At 68.5% G+C, this 21853-nt stretch carries 23 protein-coding genes and 2 tRNA genes; 13 read left to right on the top strand and 12 right to left on the bottom strand.

What is annotated here, in order from left to right; translation table 11 throughout:
• Positions 1-3 precede the first annotated feature (3 nt).
• On the bottom strand, positions 4-324 hold the full coding sequence (locus tag WA675_RS07515) for a hypothetical protein (RefSeq protein WP_336083082.1): 321 nt from the start codon (positions 322-324) through the stop codon (positions 4-6).
• 356 nt (positions 325-680) lie between these two features.
• Between WA675_RS07515 and WA675_RS07510 the strand changes: the two genes are divergently transcribed.
• Positions 681-1175: a DUF4254 domain-containing protein gene (locus WA675_RS07510; protein ID WP_336083080.1), complete on the top strand. Its 495-nt coding sequence runs from the start codon at positions 681-683 to the stop codon at positions 1173-1175.
• Here WA675_RS07510 and WA675_RS07505 read toward each other — a convergent pair whose 3' ends face one another.
• The 3 genes from WA675_RS07505 to WA675_RS07495 are packed head-to-tail and all read right to left on the bottom strand — an operon-like array spanning position 1176 to position 3791.
• On the bottom strand, positions 1176-1505 hold the full coding sequence (locus WA675_RS07505; RefSeq protein WP_336083078.1) for a hypothetical protein: 330 nt from the start codon (positions 1503-1505) through the stop codon (positions 1176-1178).
• Positions 1506-2654 carry a fatty acid desaturase family protein gene (locus WA675_RS07500; protein ID WP_336083076.1) on the bottom strand — a complete coding sequence of 383 codons (1149 nt, stop codon included), beginning with the start codon at positions 2652-2654 and terminating at the stop codon, positions 1506-1508.
• Positions 2655-2699: 45 nt separating this feature from the next.
• Complete coding sequence (locus WA675_RS07495; protein WP_336083075.1) at positions 2700-3791, bottom strand: ferredoxin reductase; 1092 nt, start codon at positions 3789-3791, stop codon at positions 2700-2702.
• 144 nt (positions 3792-3935) lie between these two features.
• Between WA675_RS07495 and WA675_RS07490 the strand changes: the two genes are divergently transcribed.
• Positions 3936-4583, top strand: coding sequence for a TetR family transcriptional regulator (locus tag WA675_RS07490; protein WP_442945569.1), 648 nt, complete (start codon positions 3936-3938; stop codon positions 4581-4583).
• Positions 4584-4628: 45 nt separating this feature from the next.
• On the opposite strand, the gene WA675_RS07485 is transcribed toward WA675_RS07490, so the two are convergent.
• Entirely contained in the window at positions 4629-5954 is a 1326-nt protein-coding gene (locus WA675_RS07485) for an MFS transporter (protein WP_336083072.1), read from the bottom strand.
• A 115-nt stretch (positions 5955-6069) separates the two neighbouring features.
• On the opposite strand from WA675_RS07485, the gene WA675_RS07480 reads away from it, so the two are divergent.
• The 3 genes from WA675_RS07480 (at position 6070) to cmrA (ending at position 9583) form a co-directional block, all read left to right on the top strand.
• Positions 6070-6624 carry a PadR family transcriptional regulator gene (locus WA675_RS07480; RefSeq protein WP_336083070.1) on the top strand — a complete coding sequence of 185 codons (555 nt, stop codon included), beginning with the start codon at positions 6070-6072 and terminating at the stop codon, positions 6622-6624.
• On the top strand, positions 6621-8648 hold the full coding sequence (locus WA675_RS07475) for an NADPH-dependent 2,4-dienoyl-CoA reductase (RefSeq protein WP_336083069.1): 2028 nt from the start codon (positions 6621-6623) through the stop codon (positions 8646-8648). Before WA675_RS07480 ends, WA675_RS07475 begins: the two co-directional genes overlap by 4 nt.
• A 131-nt stretch (positions 8649-8779) precedes the next feature.
• Complete coding sequence (gene cmrA / locus WA675_RS07470) at positions 8780-9583, top strand: mycolate reductase (RefSeq protein WP_336083067.1); 804 nt, start codon at positions 8780-8782, stop codon at positions 9581-9583.
• Here the strand turns inward: cmrA and WA675_RS07465 are convergent, their stop codons facing one another.
• Positions 9584-11245 (bottom strand): helicase HerA-like domain-containing protein, encoded by a 1662-nt coding sequence (locus tag WA675_RS07465; protein WP_336083065.1) that lies wholly within the window; start codon positions 11243-11245, stop codon positions 9584-9586.
• 170 nt (positions 11246-11415) lie between these two features.
• On the opposite strand from WA675_RS07465, the gene orn reads away from it, so the two are divergent.
• Both orn and WA675_RS07455 read left to right on the top strand, forming a co-directional pair.
• Positions 11416-12054, top strand: coding sequence for an oligoribonuclease (orn, locus tag WA675_RS07460; protein ID WP_336083064.1), 639 nt, complete (start codon positions 11416-11418; stop codon positions 12052-12054).
• A gap of 55 nt (positions 12055-12109) precedes the next feature.
• Positions 12110-12182 (top strand) — tRNA-His (locus tag WA675_RS07455).
• A gap of 43 nt (positions 12183-12225) precedes the next feature.
• Here WA675_RS07455 and WA675_RS07450 read toward each other — a convergent pair.
• Positions 12226-12753: a CGNR zinc finger domain-containing protein gene (locus tag WA675_RS07450; protein ID WP_336083062.1), complete on the bottom strand. Its 528-nt coding sequence runs from the start codon at positions 12751-12753 to the stop codon at positions 12226-12228.
• Between the two features lie 25 nt (positions 12754-12778).
• On the opposite strand from WA675_RS07450, the gene WA675_RS07445 reads away from it, so the two are divergent.
• Together WA675_RS07445 and WA675_RS07440 are read left to right on the top strand one after the other, a co-directional pair.
• A complete protein-coding gene (locus WA675_RS07445; RefSeq protein WP_336083061.1) occupies positions 12779-12934 on the top strand; it encodes a hypothetical protein in 156 nt (51 codons plus the stop codon).
• 101 nt (positions 12935-13035) lie between these two features.
• Positions 13036-13386, top strand: coding sequence for a hypothetical protein (locus WA675_RS07440; RefSeq protein ID WP_336083059.1), 351 nt, complete (start codon positions 13036-13038; stop codon positions 13384-13386).
• A 69-nt stretch (positions 13387-13455) separates the two neighbouring features.
• On the opposite strand, the gene WA675_RS07435 is transcribed toward WA675_RS07440, so the two are convergent.
• Positions 13456-14664, bottom strand: coding sequence for a L,D-transpeptidase (locus WA675_RS07435; RefSeq protein ID WP_336083058.1), 1209 nt, complete (start codon positions 14662-14664; stop codon positions 13456-13458).
• 337 nt (positions 14665-15001) lie between these two features.
• Here WA675_RS07435 and WA675_RS07430 point away from each other — a divergent pair.
• Positions 15002-15074 (top strand) — tRNA-Lys (locus WA675_RS07430).
• A gap of 175 nt (positions 15075-15249) precedes the next feature.
• Here WA675_RS07430 and WA675_RS07425 read toward each other — a convergent pair.
• A complete protein-coding gene (locus WA675_RS07425; protein ID WP_336083056.1) occupies positions 15250-17076 on the bottom strand; it encodes an acyl-CoA dehydrogenase in 1827 nt (608 codons plus the stop codon).
• 189 nt (positions 17077-17265) lie between these two features.
• Positions 17266-18468 carry a TetR/AcrR family transcriptional regulator gene (locus tag WA675_RS07420; protein ID WP_336083055.1) on the bottom strand — a complete coding sequence of 401 codons (1203 nt, stop codon included), beginning with the start codon at positions 18466-18468 and terminating at the stop codon, positions 17266-17268.
• A gap of 762 nt (positions 18469-19230) precedes the next feature.
• Between WA675_RS07420 and WA675_RS07415 the strand changes: the two genes are divergently transcribed.
• Positions 19231-19839 carry a transglycosylase SLT domain-containing protein gene (locus tag WA675_RS07415; RefSeq protein ID WP_336083053.1) on the top strand — a complete coding sequence of 203 codons (609 nt, stop codon included), beginning with the start codon at positions 19231-19233 and terminating at the stop codon, positions 19837-19839.
• 77 nt (positions 19840-19916) lie between these two features.
• Positions 19917-20261, top strand: coding sequence for a hypothetical protein (locus WA675_RS07410; RefSeq protein ID WP_336083052.1), 345 nt, complete (start codon positions 19917-19919; stop codon positions 20259-20261).
• A 2-nt stretch (positions 20262-20263) separates the two neighbouring features.
• Here WA675_RS07410 and WA675_RS07405 read toward each other — a convergent pair whose 3' ends face one another.
• Positions 20264-20608, bottom strand: a complete 345-nt coding sequence (locus WA675_RS07405; RefSeq protein WP_336083050.1) for a zinc ribbon domain-containing protein YjdM — start codon at positions 20606-20608, stop codon at positions 20264-20266.
• A 16-nt stretch (positions 20609-20624) separates the two neighbouring features.
• Positions 20625-21422: an alpha/beta fold hydrolase gene (locus WA675_RS07400; protein ID WP_336083049.1), complete on the bottom strand. Its 798-nt coding sequence runs from the start codon at positions 21420-21422 to the stop codon at positions 20625-20627.
• A 100-nt stretch (positions 21423-21522) separates the two neighbouring features.
• Here WA675_RS07400 and WA675_RS07395 point away from each other — a divergent pair, with 100 nt between their 5' ends.
• Positions 21523-21825: an ArsR/SmtB family transcription factor gene (locus WA675_RS07395; RefSeq protein WP_336083585.1), complete on the top strand. Its 303-nt coding sequence runs from the start codon at positions 21523-21525 to the stop codon at positions 21823-21825.
• Positions 21826-21853 lie beyond the last annotated feature (28 nt).

Genomic DNA, 21853 nt, shown 5'->3' with positions numbered 1-21853 from the left:
GATTCAGCTCGGCGCGTGCGGATTCCCGGAATACAGACTCACTTCGCCACCTTCACCGAGGAAGGCGTTGACCAGCATGATCCGCTGGGCGCGCAGTTCGGCTTCCTCCGGCGCGGTGGTGGTGATGGAGATCTGCGGGATGGCCGCCCAGTTCACCACATAGCGCTCGGGTGGGCCGTCGTCGTCGGACAAACGGGCGATCCGGAACACCGAGACCGCGTGGCGCTCCATCAGATCGCGCACGACGTCGGCGATTCGCTGCGGGTCTTCCAGCGCGAACAGGAACCCGAAGGTCAGTTCGGGCGAGGACACATAGGCAGGCACATTGTCCGAGGCTAGTGCATATGGCGGGCGGATCGGGGCGCTCCGGGAGAATGATTGCCGGAAATGCGCCGGGCGGTTACACCGGGGAAGCACCGCGGTGACCCGGCCGTAATCGTCGATAACGATTGTCGCCGGGCGCCCGATTTGTACTCCGTACTATTGCGTGGCGGGGCCGGATCGCGCTTTCCTGGAGAGGTCCCGATTTTTCCCCGGGTCGTCTTCCTCGCCGCAGCGTCGCGGACAATTCGTCGACGCCCGGGCGGGGCTACGCCGGTGCCGGGGAGTGCACCTCCCCCGCGTCCTCCTCGGCCCTGGCGTATCCACTCTCGAATTCAGCGCAATCAGGGGCGTGCACCATGCCGAACGATCCCGGCCATCGTGTGAATGCCGCGCAACTTCCCTCGCCGACGGCGTTGTTGCGGGCCTTTCGCCACTCCACCGACCAGGACCACCCGGTACTCGACGCCGCCGCGGGGCTGGCGCACTGCCACGCCCGCAGGCGCACCACACTCGCGGCCGCCAGGGACGCCGAGGCGGCAGGCGCGGTCTTCGCCGCCTGCGGCCACCTGCTCGACGATATCGACGACACCCGCGCGAGCCTGATCGCCCGCATCGACGACTGGGTCACCGGGAATGTGGCCCACCGCTCCGGCGCCTCACTGCACACCGAGACCCTCGGCGCGGTGATCGACCGGATGGCGGAGAAATGGATCGCCGCCCAGCAGGCGCTGGGCGGCGATCCGGTGGCACGAACACACCTGCACTGGTGCAGGCTGGCCGAGTTGACCGATGGTTACCGGGATCTGATCACCGATGTCACCGAACGCCGCAGGCGGCTACCGGTGTGGTGATCAGGCCTTGCCGGGCTCGCCGGGGGCGGGCTGGGTCTTTTCCGGCTCCGGCTCGGTGAGCCAGGCGGTCGCCTCGTACTCGGTCTCGTCCGAAGTCCCGAGATCCTCGGCGGCTTCGCGACGCTGTTCGGCCCGCTCGACCGCGGCGTCGCGGCGCGCGGCCGCGGCGGCCTCGTTCATCTCGATGGCATCGGTGACGAATTCACCGATTTCCCGGGCGACCTCGGCGACGGTTCCGGTGATGAGGGCGGCGATATTGCCGACCCGGCGCGCACCGGAGGACGTCAATTCCTGGACGAGGTCTTTGTTGGTCTCGAATTTCCCGATCATCTACACGCCCACTTCGGTTGCCTTCCGATTACGCATAACGATAACACCGGGCTTGGGGGCCCTCTTCACGAAGCGATCGGGCACCGAGAGCAGGAAGATCTTGGCCCACACCGAGCCGATCTGCTTGGAAAAACGACCGGTGTTGTAGGGCAGGCCGTACTTCTCGGCCAGCGCCTTCACCTCGGGCGCCATCTCCGGGTACCGGTTGGCCGGGATGTCCGGGAACAGGTGGTGCTCGATCTGGTGCGACAGGTTGCCCGACATGATGTGGAACAGCTTGGAGCCCTTGATGTTCGCCGAGCCCAGCATCTGGCGCACGTACCACTCGCCGCGGGTCTCGACCTCGGTCTCCTCCTTGGTGAACGTCTGTACACCAGCCGGGAAGTGGCCGCAGAAGATGATCGAGAAGGTCCACAGGTTGCGCACCAGGTTGGCCGCGGCGTTACCGGCCAGGGTGTGGAAGAACAGCGGACCGGTGAGCAGCGGGAAGGCCACGTAGTCCTTGAGGACCTGCTTGCCCGCCTTGCGCGCCTGGCCCTTGAGCAGCGGCTTGAGGTCGCTCCACTTGCGCTTGCCCTTGATGATGTTGTCGGCCTCGAGGTCGTGCACCATCACGCCCCACTCGAACAGCACCATCAGCAGGAAGGCGTAGACCGGGTTGCCCAGGTAGTAGGGGTTCCACTTCTGGCCCTCGTCGATGCGCAGGATGCCGTACCCGATGTCGCGGTCCATGTCGTGGACGTTGGTGTAGGTGTGGTGCATGAAGTTGTGCGAGTGCTTCCACTGATCGGCCGGGCACACGGTGTCCCAGTCGAATTCGCGGGAGTTGATGCCACGCTCACGCATCCAGTCGTACTGACCGTGCATGACGTTGTGGCCGATCTCCATGTTGTCGAGGATCTTCGACACACCGAGCGAGGCCACACCGGCCAGCCAGAACGGGGGCAGGAAGCCCAGGTACATCAGGCCGCGCCCGGCGATCTCGAAACCGCGCTGCGCCTTGATGATCTTGTAGATGTAGTCGCGGTCGCTCTCGCCCAGGTCGGCCTCGATGCGGGCGCGCAGCGCGTCGAGTGCCTTACCGAGCTCCTCGACCTGGTCGGGGGTCAGGATGACCGGTCCGTCTTTGCCTTCGGTCAGGATCGTCATGGCGGTATCTCCCCTTGATTGGTGAATCGGGCTGTGGTTGTCGTCTCAGAGCGCGATGTCGACGTCGCCGACCGCGGTGTTCACGCAGATCTGGATCTGCTTGTCGGGATCGGCGTCGAGCTCGCCGGTGCGCAGGTTGCGGGTGCAGCCGGAGACCTTGGTGGCGGTGCAGGAGAAGCAGATCCCCATGCGGCAGCCGTATTCCGGGGTGAGCCCGGCGGCCTCGGCCTGGTCGAGCAGCGGCGTGCCGTCGTTCTCGGTGGCGACGGCACTGCCGGAGAAGGTGACGGTGCCGGTGGCCTCGGCCGGGTCGGTGGGCACGGTGGTGAGGGTGAACTCCTCGCTGTGCACCCGATCGCCCAGGCCCTCGGCCTCGAAGAGGGTCCGCACCGCGTTCATCAGCGGCGGCGGCCCGCACACGAAGGTCTGCGAGTCGGCGAACCAGGGCGCCACCCGCTCGAGCTCGTCGTAGTCGAAGAAGCCGCTACCGGTGGAGGTCTCGCCGTTCACCACGGTGCCCGGCTCGACCGGGTAGCGGTACTCGACGCGGAAGTTGGGGCGCCGGTTGGCGATCGCGGTCAGTTCGGCCTGGTGCGGCACCATCTCCGGCTGACGCGCGTAGTGCAGGAAGGTCACCGGACCGGTGAAGCCCTCGGCGTCGAGGGTGCGCAGCATCGACAGCACCGGGGTGATCCCGGAGCCGCCGCTGACCAGCAGCACCTTGCCGGGCCGCTGCTCGGGCAGCGCGAAGATACCCGAGGCGGGCGCCAGGTCGACGATCATGCCCGGCTTCGCGTGGTCGTGCAGGTAGTTCGAGACCAGCCCGCCCGGGTGCGCCTTGACCGTGAGCTGCAGGAAGCGGTCCCCACGGCTCTCCGGGTCGATCGGCGAGTAGCAGCGGGTGTGGCGCACGCCGTTGATCGAGACGCCGATCTGCACGTACTGGCCCGCGGTGTGCCCGCGCCACTGCCGGGTAGCCCGCAGCGTGAGGGTCACCGAGCCGGGGGTGGTGTGCGAGACATGGGTGATCTCGGCGCGCAGCTCCCGCGCGGTGACGCCCGGGCGGACGAGCTCCAGGTACCGGTCCAGCGGGTGCGGCGTCGTCAACGTCTGCACCAGGTCGATCAGTCCCACCATTGCGTGTAGCCCCTCTGCGGAAGTTCCTCGGCATGCGGTCCAGATTTCAGTGCACGCCTGTACACTCACCAGTGTGCCGGATGGACCCATCCCGCTGTCAACCGGCAATAATGTGAGGCGGGCAACATCTCTAGGGAATCGACTATGGTGAACGGATGTATGCTCACCGATGTGACTGAGCAGGCAGGAACCCGTAACGAGCGCAAGGCGCACACCCGGGCCGCCCTTCTCGACGGCACGCTCGCGCTGGCCGCCGACCGCGGCTTCGCGGCACTGAGCCTGCGCGAGATCGCGCGTTCGGCCGGGATCGTGCCCACCGCGTTCTACCGGCACTTCGCCTCGCTCGACGACCTCGGCGCGACCCTGGTCGACGAGGGCGTCACCGCACTACGGCTGGCGTTGCGCGAGGTCAGGCGCAAGCCCGACGCGCATCTGGCCGATACCGTGCGCTTCGTGTTCGACCAGGTGCGCACCAAGCGCGCTCTGTTCGGTTTCCTCATCCGCGAGCGCCACGGCGGGCCAGCCCCGCTGCGTCAGGCGATCGCGATGGAGATGCAGCTGATCGTGCGCGAGATCGTCGCCGACCTGTCCCGGCTGCGCGCGCTGGACTCCTGGAGCACCACCGAGCTGGAGATCGCCGCGGACCTGCTGGTCACCACCGTCACCGACGGGATCGCCGCCTTCGTGGCCTCGACCCCGCGCGAGGAGGCGGCCATCGTCGAGCGCACCGTCATGCAGATGCGCCTGATCGCCCTTGGCATCGCGGGCTGGCAACCGAAAAGCGCTGGGTGAATCACACTGTGAACATTCGTTCACTGTGAGATCCCCGGGATTCGGTCAGTTCGCCCGTGCGGGAGCGCGGACCGGCAGCAGCACCAGCAGACCCGCCACCAGCACCACGAGCAGCCCGGCGATCCCGGCCCGGTCACTGCCGAACACCCAGACGAACAGGCCGAACAGCGCGGGCGCGAGGAACGACACCGCGCGCCCGGTGGTGGTGTAGAGCCCGAAGAGCTGGCCCTCGCGTCCCGGCGGAGCCAGCCGGGCCAGAAACGAGCGGGCCGAGGCCTGCGCGGGCCCGACGAACACCGTCAGCGCCAGGCCGAAGATCCAGAACATCAGCGTGCCCGAGACCACCAGCAGCACCAGCCCACACGCGATCATCCCCACCAGCGAGGCCACGATCACCCGTTTGGGGCCCAGCCGGTCGTCGAAGCGGCCCGCCGCGATGGCGGCCGCCCCGGCCACGACATTGGCCGCGATGCCGAACAGCAGCACATCGGCGTCGGCGAAGCCGTACACCTGCACCGCCAGCACCGCGCCGAAGGTGAACACCCCGGCCAGCCCGTCCCGGAAGACCGCACTGGCCAGCAGGAACCACACCGTGTGCCGATCCTGACCCCACAGTTCCCGCACATCGCGCCACAGCACCCGGTAGGACCCAAGGACCCCGGCCCGCGCCGCACCCGGATCGGCGCCGGTGCGCGGCAGCTCGGGCACCGCGAACAGCACCGGCAGCGCGAACACGGTGAACCACACCGCCGCCAGCACGATCGCCAGCCGGACATTGAGGCCCTGATCGGTGGGCATCCCGAGCACGCCGCGGCTGTCGCCGTCACCGGCAAGGAAGCCAACGTAGCAGATGAGCAGCAGCACGATGCCGCCGAAATAGCCCATCGCCCAGCCGAATCCGGAGACCCGCCCGACCGTGGCCGGTGTCGACACCTGCCGCAACATGGCGTTGTAGGGCACCCCGGCCAGCTCGAAGGTGGCCGAGGCGAAGGCCAGCAGCGCCAGACCCAGCCACAGGTCGTGGTAGTCGTCGCGGACGAAGAACATCAGCGACATGGCGCCGACGGTGAGTGTGGTGAGCGTCGCCAGGGCGCGTTTACGCGAGCCGACGGCGTCGAAGTACTGCCCGCAGACCGGGGCGGTCACCGCGACCAGCAGTCCCGCCGCGGCCAGCGCCCAGCCCAGCCACGCGCTGGCCGAGACCCCGCCGGGCAGGTCGTCGCCGACCTTGTCGGTGAGGTAGACCGAGAAGACGAAGGTCAGCGTGACGGCCTGGAATGCCGACGACCCCCAGTCCCACAGCCCCCATGCCAGCACCTGCCCGCGTCCGGCCGCCTCACCGACGGTCTCGGCCGCGCTCACCTCGGTCATGGGCGAAGCGTAATAGCGATCGCGGCGCCCGGCAGGGCACCCAGGGATATCGGCACGGCGCCAACTATATGAATCCGGTTGCATAGTACCGACAGTTACGGATACTCTGGGGCGCATGGCACTGGAGCACGCGCTGCTGGTCTCGCTCAGCGAACGAGCCGGCTCGGGATACGAGCTCGCCCATCGATTCGACAAGTCGATCGGCTACTTCTGGAGTGCCTCCCACCAGCAGATCTACCGTGTCCTCAAGCGTATGGAAGAGTCCGGCTGGGTGACCGTGGAATCGGTGATTCAGCAGGGCAAGCCGGACAAGAAGGTGTACTCGGTCGCTCCCGCCGGGCGCGCCGAGCTGACCCGCTGGATCGCCGAACCCACCCCGTCCACCCCCGCGCGCGACGAGCTCGGCGTGAAGATCCGCGGCGCCGCCTACGGCGATATCGCGGCGGTGTGCGCGGAGGTCGAGCGGCATCGCGGCGAGCACGCCGCCCGGCTCGACGAATACCACCGCAGCGAGAAGAAATTCTTCCCGGTGCCGGACCAGCTCTCCGGCACCGCCCTGCACCAGTACCTGGTGCTGCGCGCGGGCATCCGCGCGGAGACCGGCTACGTCGAATGGTGCGACGAAGTACTGCACGCCCTGCGACCGCGAAAAGGTGAACCCAGCCCATGAGTTTCCCGCACCTGTTCGAACCCCTCGACCTCGGCCACACCACCCTGCGCAACCGGGTGGTCATGGGTTCCATGCACACCGGTCTGGAGGACCGCGCCTGGGACACCAACAAACTGGCCGCCTACTTCGCCGAACGCGCCCGCGGCGGCGTCGGCTTGATCATCACCGGCGGTTACGCGCCCAACCGCACCGGCTGGCTGCTGCCCTTCGGCGGCAAGCTCACCACCAAGACCGAGGCCTACCGGCACCGCGCCATCACCAAGGCGGTGCACGCCGAGGGCGGCAAGATCGCCATCCAGATCCTGCACGCCGGGCGCTACTCCTATATGCCGACCAGCGTGTCGGCCTCGGCGATCAAGTCCGCGATCAACCCGTTCAAGCCGCGCGCGCTGTCGAGCAAGGGCGTGGAGTCCACCATCGACGACTACGCCCGCTGCGCCTCGCTGGCCAAGCTGGCAGGCTACGACGGCTGCGAGATCATGGGTGGTGAAGGCTATTTCATCAACCAGTTCCTCGCCCCGCGGGTGAACAAGCGCACCGACAAGTGGGGCGGCACCCCGGAGAACCGGCGCAGGCTGCCGGTGGAGATCGCCCGGCGCATCCGCGCGGCGGTCGGGCCCGATTTCATCATCGTGTTCCGGCTCTCGATGGCCGAACTGGTGGAGAAGGGCCAGACCTTCGAGGAGATCGTCGCGCTGGCCAAGGAGCTCGAGGCCGTGGGCGTCGACATCCTCAATACCGATATCGGCTGGCACGAGGCCAGGGTGCCCACCATCGTCACCTCGGTGCCGCGCGCGGCGTTCGTGGAGTTCACCGCCAAGATCGCCCGCCAGGTGAACATCCCGGTCTGCGCCTCGAACCGGATCAATATGCCCGAGATCGCCGAGGAGATCCTCACCCGCGGCGACGCGGCCCTGATCTCGCTGGCGCGCCCGCTGCTGGCCGACCCGGAATGGGCCAACAAGGCCAAGGGCGACCGCGCCGACGAGATCAACACCTGCATCGCCTGCAACCAGGCCTGCCTCGACCACGCCTTCGGCAACAAGAAGGTGTCGTGCCTGGTCAACCCGCGCGCGGGCAGCGAGACCACGCTGAACCTGCTGCCCACACGCCGCGCCAAGCGCTTCGCGGTGGTCGGCGCCGGTCCGGCCGGGCTCTCGGCGGCGGTCAGCCTGGCCGAGCGCGGGCACCGGGTGGACCTGTTCGAGGCCGACGACAAGATCGGCGGCCAGTTCGATATCGCCCGCCGCATCCCCGGCAAGGAGGAGTTCGACGAGTCGATCCGCTACTTCACCCGCAAGATCGAGCTCACCGGCGTCACCCTGCACCTGGACACGCGGGTCTCCGCCGGGGACCTGATCGCGGGCGGCTACGACTCGGTGGTGCTGGCCACCGGCGTGCGGCCGCGCATCCCGAACATCCCCGGCATCGACCATCCGATGGTGCTCTCCTACGCCGAGCTGGTGAAGCAGGAGAAGCCGGTCGGCAAGAAGGTCGCGGTGATCGGCGCGGGCGGCATCGGCTACGACGTGAGCGAATACCTCACCGTCGAAGGCCATCCCACGCTCAAGCTCGACGAGTGGAAAGAGGAGTGGGGCGTCGACGCCGACGACGAGCAGGTCCCCGGCCAGCTCAAGGCACCCCGCCCCGCGCCAGCGGCCCGCGATGTCGTCCTGCTGCAACGCAAGTCGACCCCGTTCGGCAAGGATCTGGGCAAGACCTCCGGCTGGGTGCACCGCGCCGCGCTCAAGGCCAAGGGCGTCGAACAGGTCGGCGGCGTGAACTACGAGCGCATCGACGACGCGGGCCTGCACATCTCCTTCGGCGACAAGCACGAGAACCCGCGCGTCATCGAGGTCGACAATGTGATCGTCTGCGCCGGACAGGAATCGGTGCGCGAACTCGAGGAACCGCTGCGCGCCGCGGGCGTCGACCTACACCTGATCGGCGGTGCCGACGTGGCCGCCGAGCTCGACGCCAAGCGCGCCATCGCCCAGGGCACCCGCCTGGCGGCGAGCCTGTAGTTCCCCCGAACCCGGCCGTCCGACGCGACGGACGGCCGCCCCGCACCGCCCCATGCACCGTACTCGCATCCGGTACGTGGGGCGGTGTGCTGTGTGCGGCACCACCGGGACCCATCCCCTAAGCTCCCGGTGTGAGCTTGCCCTCCCCCACTGCAGACAATCGCGCCGTCGTCACCGGCGCCTCCTCCGGCATCGGCACCGCGCTGGCCGCCGAGCTGGCCGGTCGCGGCTATTCGCTGATCCTGGTCGCGCGGCGCGGCGAGGTGCTGACCGAGCTGGCCCAGCGGCTGACCCTGGCGCACGGCATCACCGCCGAGGTGCGCGCGGTGGACCTGGCCGACCGCACCCAGCGCGCGAGCCTGGTCGACGAGCTCGCGGTGCGCGATATCGCGATCCTGTGCAACAACGCGGGCATCGCGACCTTCGGCCCGGTCGCCGAGCTGGACTTCGCCTACGAGCGCGCCCAGATGGAGCTCAACGCCACCGCCGTGCACGACCTCACCCTGGCCGTCCTGCCCGGCATGATCGAGCGCAAGGCGGGCGGCATCCTGATCAGCGGTTCGGCCGCGGGCAATATGCCCATCCCGAACAACGCCACCTACGCCGCCTCGAAGGCCTTCGCCAACACCTTCTCCGAGTCGCTGCGCGGCGAGCTCAAGGGCAGCGGGGTCCATGTCACCCTGCTCGCGCCCGGCCCGGTGCGCACCGAGACCCCCGCCCCCGAGGACGAGTCGATCGTGGACAAGATGGTCCCCGATTTCCTCTGGGTCTCCTCCGAGTACACCGCCAAGGTCTCCATCGACGCGCTGGCCCGCAACAAGATGCGCATCGTGCCCGGCCTGATCAGCAAGGGCATGAGCGTGGCGGGCAACTACGGCCCGCGCTCGGTCACCGCGCCGATCGCGGGCGCCTTCTACAAGAAGCTCGGCGGCTGATCAGCGCCGTCGCCGCGTCCCGAACAGGCTGCGGCTGATCTCGCGCCCGGCCGCGCTGGCCGCCGACCGCAGGAAGCTCTTCACCGCCGGATTGCTCATGATCCGGTCGGCGGCCGAGTCGTCGGCGGGTTCGGCCCGGCCGGGCGCTGGCGCGGCCTCCGGGGCCGGGTCGGCGGCGGCCACGCTGGCCAGCAGCATCTCGTAGGCCGATTCCCGGTCGATGGTCTGCCCGTACTTGCCCTGCAGCGCGCTGCCCAACGCCTTGGACTTGATCGTGTCCGCGCCGATGGTGTCCATCAGCGAGCGCGGCGGCGCGACCTTGGTCCAGGCCACCGGGGTCGGCGCGCCCTGCTCCGAGAGCACCGTGACGATCGCCTCGCCGGTCCCCAGCGAGGTCAGCGCCGATTCCAGGTCGTAGACCGTGGATTTCGGATAGGTGCGCACCGTCTTGGACAGCGCCTTCTGATCGTCGGGGGTGAAGGCGCGCAGCGCGTGCTGGACCCGCGCGCCGAGCTGCGACAGCACCGGATTGGGGATGTCGGTGGGCAGCTGGGTGCAGAAGAACACGCCGACGCCCTTGGAACGGATCAGCTTCACCGTCTGCTCGACCTGCTGCAGGAACGCCTTGGACGCCTCGGCGAAGAGCAGATGCGCCTCGTCGAAGATGAACACCAGCTTGGGCTTGTCCAGATCACCCTCCTCGGGCAGCACCTGGAACAGATCGGCCAGCACCCACATCAGGAAGGTGGAGAACAGCACCGGCCGCGCGGCCTGCTGCCCCAGCTCGAACAGCGTGATCACGCCCTGCCCGCCCGCGGTGCGCAGCAGATCGGCCGGATCGAGTTCCGGTTCGCCGAAGAAGGTGTCGCCGCCCTCGGCCTCCAGATTCACCAGCGCGCGCAGGATCACCCCCGCCGTCTGCGCGGACACCCCGCCGATGCCTTTGAGGTCCTGTTTGCCCTCCGGGCTGGTCAGGTGGGTGATCACCGCGCGCAGGTCCTTGAGGTCCAGCAGCGCCAGCCCGCGCTGGTCGGCCCAGTGGAAGATCAGGCCCAGCGTCGATTCCTGGGTGTCGTTGAGGCCGAGCACCTTGCTGAGCAGGATCGGGCCGAAGGAGCTGATCGTCGCCCGGATCGGCACCCCGATCCCGCCGGTGCCCAGCGAGACGAACTCGGTGGGGAACGCGCTGGGCGCCCAGTCGGTGGCGGCCGTTTCGGTGGCGCGGGCACGGATCTTGTCGTTGTCGGCGCCGGGCTCGCTCAGGCCCGACAGGTCGCCCTTGATATCGGCCATCACCACCGGCACTCCGGCCCGCGAGAGCTGTTCGGCGATGCCCTGCAACGTCTTGGTCTTGCCGGTGCCCGTCGCGCCAGCGACCAGCCCGTGCCGGTTCATCATCCGCAGCGGAATCCGCACGCGCGCAGTGGGATCGGCGACCCCGTCGACCATCACCGACCCGAGTTCCAGGGCGGCGCCGTCGAACGCGTAGCCCGCCCCGATCGCCGCGGCGGCCGCCGATTCCGTGGGCGCGGTGGACGATTCGGTATTCGCGGCGGCCGCACGCTCGGCGGCCTCGGCCGCTTCGGCTGCCTCCGCGGCGACTCGCGCCGCCTCCTCGGCCGCCTTGCGGGCCGCCGCTGCCTTCTCCTGCGGGGTGGTCATTCGCGCGTCCTCCGTCTGGTCACCGAGCCGTACGCAAGTCCAGGGCAAACTGTATCCCCGCCGGTCACCTCGATGCCGGTCATCCGGGGATGTCGCGGGCAACCGGGCCGCCTCGCCCGCGCGACGCACCTACCGATCCGGGCGCGGCCCACACCGTTAGGGTGACTCAGGTGTCCGACAAACTCTTGGTCTGGATGGATTGCGAGATGACGGGGCTCCGTCTCGACAGCGACAAGCTGATCGAGATCGCCGCGCTCGTGACCGACAGCGACCTGAACATCCTCGGTGACGGTGTCGACATCGTCATCCACGCCGACGACGCCGCGCTGGCCTGCATGCCCCCGGTCGTCGCCGAGATGCACGCCAAATCCGGCCTCACCGAGGAGGTCCGCGCCTCCACCGTGACCCTCGAACAGGCCCAGGCCCAGGTGCTCGACTACATCCGCCAGTACGCGCCCACGGCCCGCACCGTGCCGCTGTGCGGCAACTCCATCGCCACCGACCGCGGCTTCATCGCCCGCGACATGCCGGAACTGGACGCGCACCTGCACTACCGGATGGTCGATGTGAGCTCGATCAAGGAGCTGTGCCGCCGCTGGTACCCGCGCATCTACTTCGGCCAGCCGGAGAAGGGCCTGGCCCACCGCGCGCTGGCCGACATCAAGGAATCCATCCGCGAACTCGAGTACTACCGCCGCACCGCGTTCGTCCCGCTGCCCGGTCCCTCGACCACCGATATCGCCGCCGCCGCGGCGGCCGTCACCGAGGCCGTCGATGTCACCGGATCGGCCCCCCGACCAGCGGATTAGGGCTTCCGGCCCCCGACACGCTACTATTTACCGCGCCGGTGAATAACCGGTGATGGTGACTGTAGTTCAGTTGGTAGAGCACCAGGTTGTGATCCTGGCTGTCGCGGGTTCGAGTCCCGTCAGTCACCCGAGCGAGAAAGCCCGGTCCCCACGGACCGGGCTTTCTTCGTCTCAGCGCCCGGTCTCGCGACGCGCGCGATGCCTGCGCACCGCCGAGCGATTCGCACAGGCCGGGCTGCAGAAGCGTTGCGTCCCGTTGCGGGAGATGTCGGCGAAGACCCGGTCGCAGCCGTCGGCCGCGCAGCCACCCAGCCGATCCATCCCGAGCCCGGTCAGATGCAGGGCGGTCCCGACGGTGATGAGCGCCGCGATCTGCCGATCCGTGGCCACCCCGGGATCACGGAAGTGCAGATGCCACCCGTCCCCGGCGTGATCGGTCAGCCGGGGCGCCGCGGCGTACTCGGCCAGCAGCACATTGAGCAGCGCGGCCCGCTGCGCCCGGTCCCGAGCCACCACGACGGGCCGCCAGCGGGCCAGGAACGCCGTCACCGCGGCGCGATCGTCCTCGGTGGGCGGACAGGACAGCACCAGCCCCGCGGCGGCACAGCGCTCCCCCAGCTCCGCCGCGCTCGCACACGGTTCGTTGAGCAGATCGATGCCGAGCAGCACCGGCTCCCGTCCGTAATGGTTGTAATGCACAATGCCATTACAACAGACTCGAAGGATGACCAGCCACCACACGCACATCTGGCGGACCGAGTCCTGCCACCGCACCAGCGACGGACTCGTCGCCTATCAGCGATGCCGGTGCGGGGTGCGCCGGATCGCCGTCGCCGAGCCACGCGGGATCGCGGCCGAGGTCCCCCGGGCCACCGCCTGACCCGCCGATTCATGACGAACCTCACGTTTGCCCGCTACACTCTGGACCGCCGCCCAGGTGTGTGGCAGATCTCGTCAGCGTTCGACCGGAAAGACCACTTGATGAAGCGTTCCACCGTCGTCGTGGCCCTCGCGGCCGCCACCGTGCTCGGTCCCGTCGCGGGCACCGCGGCGGCGTCCCCCGGCCTGCCCCTCACCGAGTTCACCGCCGACGTGCCCGGCGCCACCGCGGGCGCCGGACTGCCCAGCGAGCTGCCCGAGTCCGGCTCGGCGCAGAGCGGGTCGACAACCGGCGTGGAGACCACCGGGTCCTCCGGCACCGGCTCGGCCGGCCTGCCCAATCTGGACCGCCTGCTGTTCGGCGGCCGCATCCTGTGCGGCGCGCTCGGCAGCGCGCTCGCGGTGGCAGGCGAGGCCATGATGGACTGCGCCGACCTGCCGACCCCGAGCTGACCGCTCCCCCAGCACGACGAAGGGCCACCGGAGATCTCCGGTGGCCCTTCGTCGTTCGTGCGCCGTGGCTCAGGCGACGTCGGCGTTGCCCGCCTTCCACTCCGGCCACGGGATGTTCCAGTCACCCAGGCCGTCGACCCCGGACAGGGTGCCGCCGACGGTGTTCTTCACGATCGTGATGTCCCCGCGCTGGGCGTTCTCGTATACCCAGCGCGCGTTGGCCGGGCTCAGGTTCAGGCAGCCGTGGCTGGCGTTGGAGTAGCCCTGCTGCCCCACCGACCAGGGTGCCGAATGGAAGAAGATGCCGCTGTAGGAGATCCGGGTGGCGAAGTCGACCGGGGTGCGGTACCCGGCCGCCGAGTCCACCGCGACACCGTAGGTCGAGGAGTCCATGATGATGTGCTCGAACTTGTCGCCGACGATGTAGATGCCGTTGTCGGTGGGCGTGCTGTCCTTGCCCATCGAGGTCGGCATGGTCATCACGACCTGGCCGTTGCGCTCGACCACCACCTGCTTGGTGTTGTCGTCGGCGGTGAAGATCTGCGCGTCGCCGATGGTGAAGAACGAGTGGATGTTGTCCTGGCCGAACAGGCCCTTGCCCAGGTCCTTGCCGTAGACGTTCACATCGACGGTCACCTTGGTGCCCGGCGCCCAGAAGTTCTCCGGCCGCCAGCGCACCTCGCGGTTGTTGACCCAGTAGAAGGCGCCCTCGACCGCGGGCTCGGTGGTGATCTTGATGGCGTCCTGCGCGGCACGGCGATCCGGGATGTTCTCGTCGAACTGGATCGCCACCGGCTGACCGATGCCGACCACCTCGCCCTCGCCGGGCAGCAGGTAGGGCTTGGTCTGGTTGTCCGGGGAGCTGGTGGTGAACGACAGCCTGGTCGAGTTGGCCCCGCCCAGCCCGATCGCCGAGGCGGTCAGGGTGTAGGTCTTGCCGTAGCCGAGCACCTCGCTGGTCTCCCAGGAGCGCCCGTCGGCGGCCAGCTTGCCCGCCACGGCCGTGCCCTGCGGGTTGGTCAGCGACACCTCGGTGAAGGTGCCGTCCTCGACCTGGAAGCCCAGCGGCATCGCGGGCGAGACACCGACCTGGCCGTCCTTGATCGTGGAGACCAGCTTCGGCTTGATCAGCTCGGTGATGGGATTGCGATCGATCGCCGCCTCCACCCCGCTGCCTTCCGCGGCCGAGCACGCCGAGACGCCCAGTGCGAGCACCGCGACCAGCACGACCGGAACGAATGTCCGTAGCGACCGAGGTCGCCCCCGCTTCTTACCCATGTCAACCCCGTTTCCGTACCGACGCAATAACAGTGCGCCGCAGATCCCACCGACTGAATCGTTCATGCCAACCGCGCCGGCGGGGCGTTCGAGATCGTCGTCCCGCCATTCTGCCAGCCGAGCCGGTCGGCACCAACGGGATAGCCCCCGCGACACGACCAGTTCACAATCGTTAGATACGTCCGGAGCCCCCCACTGTTAACACCGCGAACGGCATTGCGTTGTCGCTGGTCAGAGCCCGATTTCACGTTTTGCCCTTGAGCCTGTTAATGTTTGTTCCGCACCGGAGAGCGGGGCCAGGGAGACACTCCCGGAGCCGCGATCCACAGCAAACCAAGCGCCATTAGCTCAATTGGCAGAGCAGCTGACTCTTAATCAGCGGGTTCGGGGTTCGAGTCCCTGATGGCGCACAGTAACAGCAGGTCAGGACCATCAATTCGGTCCTGACCTGTTTTGTTTACGGCTCGTGACCCAACCTACACCGGTCCCCCGAGAGCCGAGCCCGCGCTGAACGCCGTTCCAGCGTTCAGCGCGGCAAACCTCCCACGATGTGCCCGACATCACATCCCGTGCGGGAGACTCCGGTCAGAAGATCGCTTCGTCGAGGTCCATGACGCTGGTGTCGATCTGTGCGATCACCGCGCGGTCCGAGGTCAGGCGTGGCAGGACGGTTCGAGCGAAGAAGGAGGCGGCGGCGATCTTGCCCTCGTAGAAGGGGCGGTCGTCGTCGTGGGTGGCCAGGGTGGCCGAGCTGACCTGCGCGGCGACGAGGAGGCGCCAGCCGACGAGCAGGTCGCCGACGGCCAGCAGGAAGCGGACGGATTCCAGGCCGATCTTGTACAGCTCGTGGGGGCTGTCCGCGGCGGCCAGGAGGTGCTGGGTGAGCTGGGCGGTCATCGCCTGGACGTCGGCCAGGGCGGTGGCCAGCAGCGCTCGCTCGTCCTTCAGCACGTCCTCGGACGAGTCGTCCAGGAATTTCTGGATCTGGCCCGCCACGTGGGCCAGGGCCACACCGCGGTCGCGGGCGATCTTGCGGAAGAAGAAGTCCTGCGCCTGGATGGCGGTGGTGCCCTCGTACAGCGAGTCGATCTTCGCGTCGCGGATGTACTGCTCGATCGGGTAGTCCTGCAGGAAGCCGGAGCCACCGAAGGTCTGCAACGACTCGGTCAGGTACTGGTAGGCGCGCTCGGAACCGACACCCTTGACGATCGGCAGCAGCAGGTCGTTCACCCGGGCCGCGAGGTCGGCGTCGGCGCCCGAGACCCGTTCGGCGACAACGGCGTCCTGGTGCGCGGCGGTGTAGAGATAGACCGCGCGCAGGCCCTCGGCGTAGGCCTTCTGCAGCAGGAGCGCACGCCGGACGTCGGGATGACGGGTGATGGTGACCTTCGGTGCCGACTTGTCGGCGAGGTGGGCCAGATCGGAGCCCTGGACGCGGGTCTTCGCGTACTCCAGCGCGTTCAGGTATCCGGTCGACAGCGTCGCGATGGCCTTGGTGCCCACCATCATCCGCGCTTCCTCGATGACCTCGAACATCTGCGCGATGCCGTTGTGCACCTCGCCGACCAGCCAGCCCTTGGCGGGCACGCCATGACCGCCGAAGGTCAGTTCGCAGGTGGCCGAGGCCTTCAGGCCCATCTTGTGCTCGAGATTGGTGACGAACACACCGTTGCGGTCGCCGAGTTCGCCCGTCGCGGAGTCGAAGTGGAATTTCGGGACGAGGAACAGGCTCAGCCCCTTGGTGCCGGGCCCGGCGCCCTCGGGACGGGCCAGGACCTGGTGGATGATGTTGCCGAACAGGCCGTCGGTGTCGGCGCCGGTGATGAAGCGCTTCACCCCCTCGAGATGCCAGGAGCCGTCCTCCTGCAAGGTCGCCTTGGTGCGGCCCGCGCCCACGTCGGACCCGGCGTCGGGTTCGGTCAGCACCATGGTGGCGCCCCATTTGTGCTCGACGGCGAGCCTGCCCCAGTGCCGCTGCTCGTCGGTGCCGACGCGGTCGACGATATCGGCCATGACCGGGCCCGTGCAGTACATATAGGCGGCGGGCTGCGCGCCCAGCACGAACTCGCTCACCGCCCAGTTCAGCATGCGCGGCGCCGGGACTCCGCCGACCGACTCGGACTTGGCCAGGCGCCACCATTCGGCGTCGTACCAGGCGTCCACGGAACGCTCGAGCGTCGCGGAGAGCCGGACGGTGTGGGTGGCGGCGTCGAAGGTGGGGGGATGGCGGTCGGCCTCGGCGAACGCGTCGGCGACCGGGCCCTCCGCCAGCCGCGCGGCCTCGGCGAGCATGGTCCGCACGGTGTCCTCGTCGAGGTCGCCGTAAGCCCCGGTCCGCAGGATCTCGCCGAGCCCGAACACCTCGAACAGGTTGAACTCCAGATCGCGGACATTGCTCTTGTAATGACCCATGGCTGGCCCCTTTCGATAATCCGGCCGCGGGGCCGGTGACGCGATGAGCGATCGGCGCAGCGCGCTGCGCCCGCGGGCCATTCTGGGGCAAGCTACGCGGGGTACGCAACGGTAAGTTATCTACCGCTAACCAGTTTCCACATCGATCATGTCCGACTACCAGTAGAAAGCTAGATATTTCCTCATAAGTTATTGGCCGCTAACAGATGGCAGGGCGATGGCGTCGCCGATGGCGACCAGGACGCCCGCCGGATCAGCACGCCGCAGCACGCGCGGATTACGCACCGCGTCGATGACGACCGTCGCGATCGCCTGGATCAGCACCCGGGCGACGCTGGGGCTGTAGGCGGGATGCGTGGCCTGGAGCAGCTGGGCCCAGCCCAGCACGCCATTGCGGTGCGCCTGGCGATACCGAGCCGCCTGCGCCGGAGGCAGATGATCGGCTTCGCTCACGGTCGTCCCGAGCAGATCGGGCTGACGCAGCGCGAAACCGACGAAGGAGCTCATCAGCAGGTGCACCGACTCGCGCCCGTCGCGCCCCTCCGACAGCGCGCGGTAGGTGTAGAGGCGGATCCACTGATCACTGCGCTCGATGATCTCGTTGAGCAGGTCGGCCTTGCCCGCGAAATGGTGATACAGCGCCGGTCCGCTGACCCCGACCGCCGCGCCGATGTCCTCGATGCCGACCGCCGCGTAGCCACGCGTGTTGAACAAGCGGGCCGCCTCGGTGATCATCCGTTCGGCCCGGACCAGCTGGTCGAACTCCGGAGACGGCGGGGGCGGTGGGGTGCGCGGCGGCCTCGGCAGCGCCCGACCCGGCGGGATTTCGGCGTCGAGCATCCGGGTGAGGGCGGCGTCGAGGACCGCGGCGAAGGTCCGCGCGGGCAGGTCGACATGGTGATAGGACGGGCTGACCGCGACCGACAGCGCGCACCAGCTCAGCAGCTCGATATCGGCGCGGGGTGAGTGCGGCCTGCGGGCCCGGATGGCCCGGCGCAGGAAGCCGGTCAGACGGGCCGCGCGCACGAGCACGGCCCGGCGGTGCGCGTCGGTGAGATTGCGGAACTCGAGCTGCCACAGCCGGGGCAGCCCGCGCAGCTCCAGCGCGACCACGACGAGCTCGCTCAGCACCCGGTCCGGTCCGGCGGCGGCGAGCCGGTCCACGGTGGTGTCCAGGCCGGTCAGCAGGCAGTGACCGAGCAGATCCTGCTTGTTGCGGAAGTGCCGGTACAGCGCGGCCGAGGAGATGCCGACGCTCTCGGCGATCGCCGCCATCGAGGTGCCGTGATAGCCGGATCGAGCGAACGCGTCCACGGCCGTGGCCACGATGGCCGCCCGGCGATCACGGGGGCGGCGGCGGACGGGGCGCTCGGTCGGCGTGCTGGTGCTCATCGCCTCTCAGTGTGGCCTACGGAGCTCGGCCCTGGCCCACGGCCACGCGTCGTCACCACACGGCGGAACCGTCCAGCAAACCCAGCCCTGACCAGGAACACCCCGGATCAGAACGTATACCGACGCATGATCTACAGTCATCTACATCGGTTGGCATCCCGACAGCTAACCCAGCTGGCGAGCCGCGGCCCGTCTGGACCCGCCCACTTCGCCGGGTAACGGTCACAGGCTCGTTATCGAAGAGTCACGGATTTCGGCACTCGTGTCACGCGCGCACCAATTCGGACAGCATCGAGCTGGGGAAACACGTCCGAAACCAGATTTGGGCAAACTTTTTCTGTGACGCGCGCCACCGCCGTAACGAACGCAAACCCCCTGCGTAGATAACGATTCCGCAACCACCCGGGGAAGTGACCAAGATCGGCATCGTTTGCCGTTCAGGTTTCGTTCACCCTGCGTTCACTTTCCGTGACCATTCTGCAATCAGGTCACAAACGGACCTGCGGTTTGGTTAGAGCGGGAGTACCCAACTTCCGGAAGATCCAAACAGCGCGTGGTCTCCCCGCAGCCAGCTGTGGAGCACCGTGCGACGCGATGGACAGCCTCAGAGCGCGTCCCCTCCCTGACAGCGTCGCACCTTCCCATACAGACAGAAACAACACATCGCCTGACCGGCGTGCGCCGCTGCGTGCGCTGCCGCGATCCACCGTACTCCACTTCGGGCCGGTGCTCGCCAGACAGAGATGAAGGAACAGAACAGCAATGCTCAACAAAGACAAGCTCAGCACCGTTATCGGCCGTCGTTCGCGTCGTGAGGCGTTCACCGTGGCGGTCGCCGCGGTCGGCCTGGTCGCCGTAGCCGCGTCCTCCGCCGTCTCCTTCGCCGACGACAGCGTTCCCGAGCGTGCTGCGATGGTCGTCGAGCAGGCGGAGAACGTCCCCGCCGCCGCGGCCCCGGCCCTGCAGGCCGCCCCGATCGCCGAGGCCGCCCCCGCGCCCGCCGTCGAGGCCGCCCCGGCCCCGATGCCGGAGCCGGCCCCCAAGACCTACGAGAACAACCTCGACGGCTGGATCCGTGAAGCCCTCGACATCATGGCCGCCAAGGGCATCCCCGGCAGCTACGAGGGCATCCACCGCAACATCATGCGCGAGTCGACCGGTAACCCCCAGGCGATCAACCTCTGGGACATCAACGCGATCAACGGCATCCCCTCCAAGGGCCTGCTCCAGGTGATCGACCCCACCTTCGCCGCCTACCACGTCGAGGGCACCCCCTTCGATGTGTGGAACCCGGTCTCCAACATCGTCGCGGCCTGCAACTACGCGGCGGCCCGCTACGGCTCGATGGACAACGTCAACAGCGCGTACTGACAGCTGCTGACGCACTGAACGCCCGCGCCCCGGTCAACGATGACCGAGGCGCGGGCGTTCGTCGTAGAATCGCCCTCGTGCCAGACAGCGCCGATCAGGCACCCGATCACGCGCATTCCGACGCGGCGACCGCCAGCCGCGTCGCCAAGGCCCGGCGGCTGGCCGCCTATCTGTGGTCGCGCGATATCGGCAGCGCCGAACTGGCCGCCCTGCCCGTGGCCACCCTGCGCAAACTCGCCCGCGCCGCGCAGACCAACCCGCCCAGCACCGGCGAGACCTGGCGGGTGGTCGCCGACCTGCTCGAGCAGAAGGACGCCTGGGCCCTGCGCCATCCCGGCCACCCGGCGGCGGTGCGCGCGCACGCCGACGAGAAGCTGCTGTGGGTCAAGCCGCCGGTGCGGCCCTGGTCGGCCGGGGACTGAGTTCAGACTTTCTTGACCACGCTGGACTTGAGCTGCATCGGGCCGATGCCGTCGACCTTGCAGTCGATGTCGTGATCGCCCACGCCCTGCACCAGCCGGATATTGCGCACCTTGGTGCCCGCCTTGATGCCGGTGGGGCTGCCCTTGACCTTGAGGGTCTTCACGACGGTGACGGTGTCGCCGTCGGCGAGCACATTGCCCACCGCGTCGCGGATCACGTCGTCGCCGGTGTCCTCGGCGGTCGCCGGGGCCCATTCATGGGCGCACTCGGGGCACACCAGCAGGGCGCCGAGCTCGTAGGTGTATTCGCAGGCACAGGCCGGACAGGGTGGCAGGGTGTCGCTCACGGGAGATCCTTCGTGGTCAGGAGAGGAAGTCGAGCAGGACGCGGTTGACCTCGTCCGGGCGCTCGAGATAGCCGTAGTGCCCGCACCGCTCGATCTCGGTGTAGGTGGCGGTGGGGATGGCCTCGGCGACCTCGCGGCCGAAGCGCGGCGGCACCATCTGGTCGTCGGCGAACCCGACCACCAGGCTGGGCACGGTGATCGCGCGGTAGGCCGCGCGCCGGTCCTGGGACCGGTCCATCCCGGCCTGCGCGCGGGTGCCCGGGGTGGCCTTGCCGGAGGTGAACTCGAAGATGTCGAGCCATTCCTGCGCCTTGGCCGGGTCGGCCAGGGTGTGCGGGGACAGGTTCAGCATCGCCTTGACCGCGGCCGCGTACTCCGGCGGCAGTTGGATGCCCTTGTCGAAGAGGGCCTGCTCGCCCTTGCTCAGGGTGCTCGTCACCGGATGCGGGCGGGCGGTGGCAGCGAACAACACGGCCTTGCCCAGCAGCTCGGGGCGGGCCAGCGCGAGCTCGGCCACCACCCGCGCGCCCATCGAGGTGCCCACCACATGCGCGGGCGCGCCCAGGTGCTCGATCAGCGCGGCGGTGTCGCCGACGAGGTCGGCCATGGTGATGCCCGCCGCCGATTCGGTCGACGGCGCGATTCCGCGATTGTCCACGGTCGCTACCCGGAATCCGGCCTTGACCAGGGCGGGTACCTGATAGGTTCGCCAGACGCGACCGGGGCTGCCGCTGCCCATCACCAGCAGGACCAGGGGTCCGGAGCCGGTGACGTCGTAGTTGAGCTGGATGCCGTTGAGCGAGGCGAGGGGCATATCTCTCCTGTTAGCTGTTTGCTAAAGTTAGAAAACACCTTACCTCCACAGCAGGACGGGATTCGCCACGGTGCCAGGATTGAGCAGGCCGCTGTACCAGATGAAGGCCGACTTCTTCAAAACCCTCGGCCATCCCGTGCGGATCCGGGTGCTGGAGCTACTCAGCGAGCGCGAACACGCCGTCTCGGAGATGCTCCCAGAAGTCGGCGTCGAGGCGGCGAACCTGTCTCAGCAGCTGGCGATCCTGCGCCGCGCGGGGCTGGTGACCGCCCGGCGTGAGGGCCTGTCGGTGACCTACGAACTCACCTCACCCCGGGTCAAGGAGCTACTGATCGTGGCTCGCGCCATCCTGACCGGCGTCGTCGCGGGTCAGGCCGAACTCCTGGACAATCCCGTCGCCTGAACCGGCATCCTCCCACGGGCCGGATCGA

It is taken from the genome of Nocardia sp. SSK8, assembly GCF_037034205.1.
Classification (GTDB): Bacteria; Actinomycetota; Actinomycetes; order Mycobacteriales; family Mycobacteriaceae; genus Nocardia.
The sequence above is the reverse complement of the archived record's forward strand: the minus strand, read 5'-3'. Positions and strand labels throughout refer to the sequence as shown.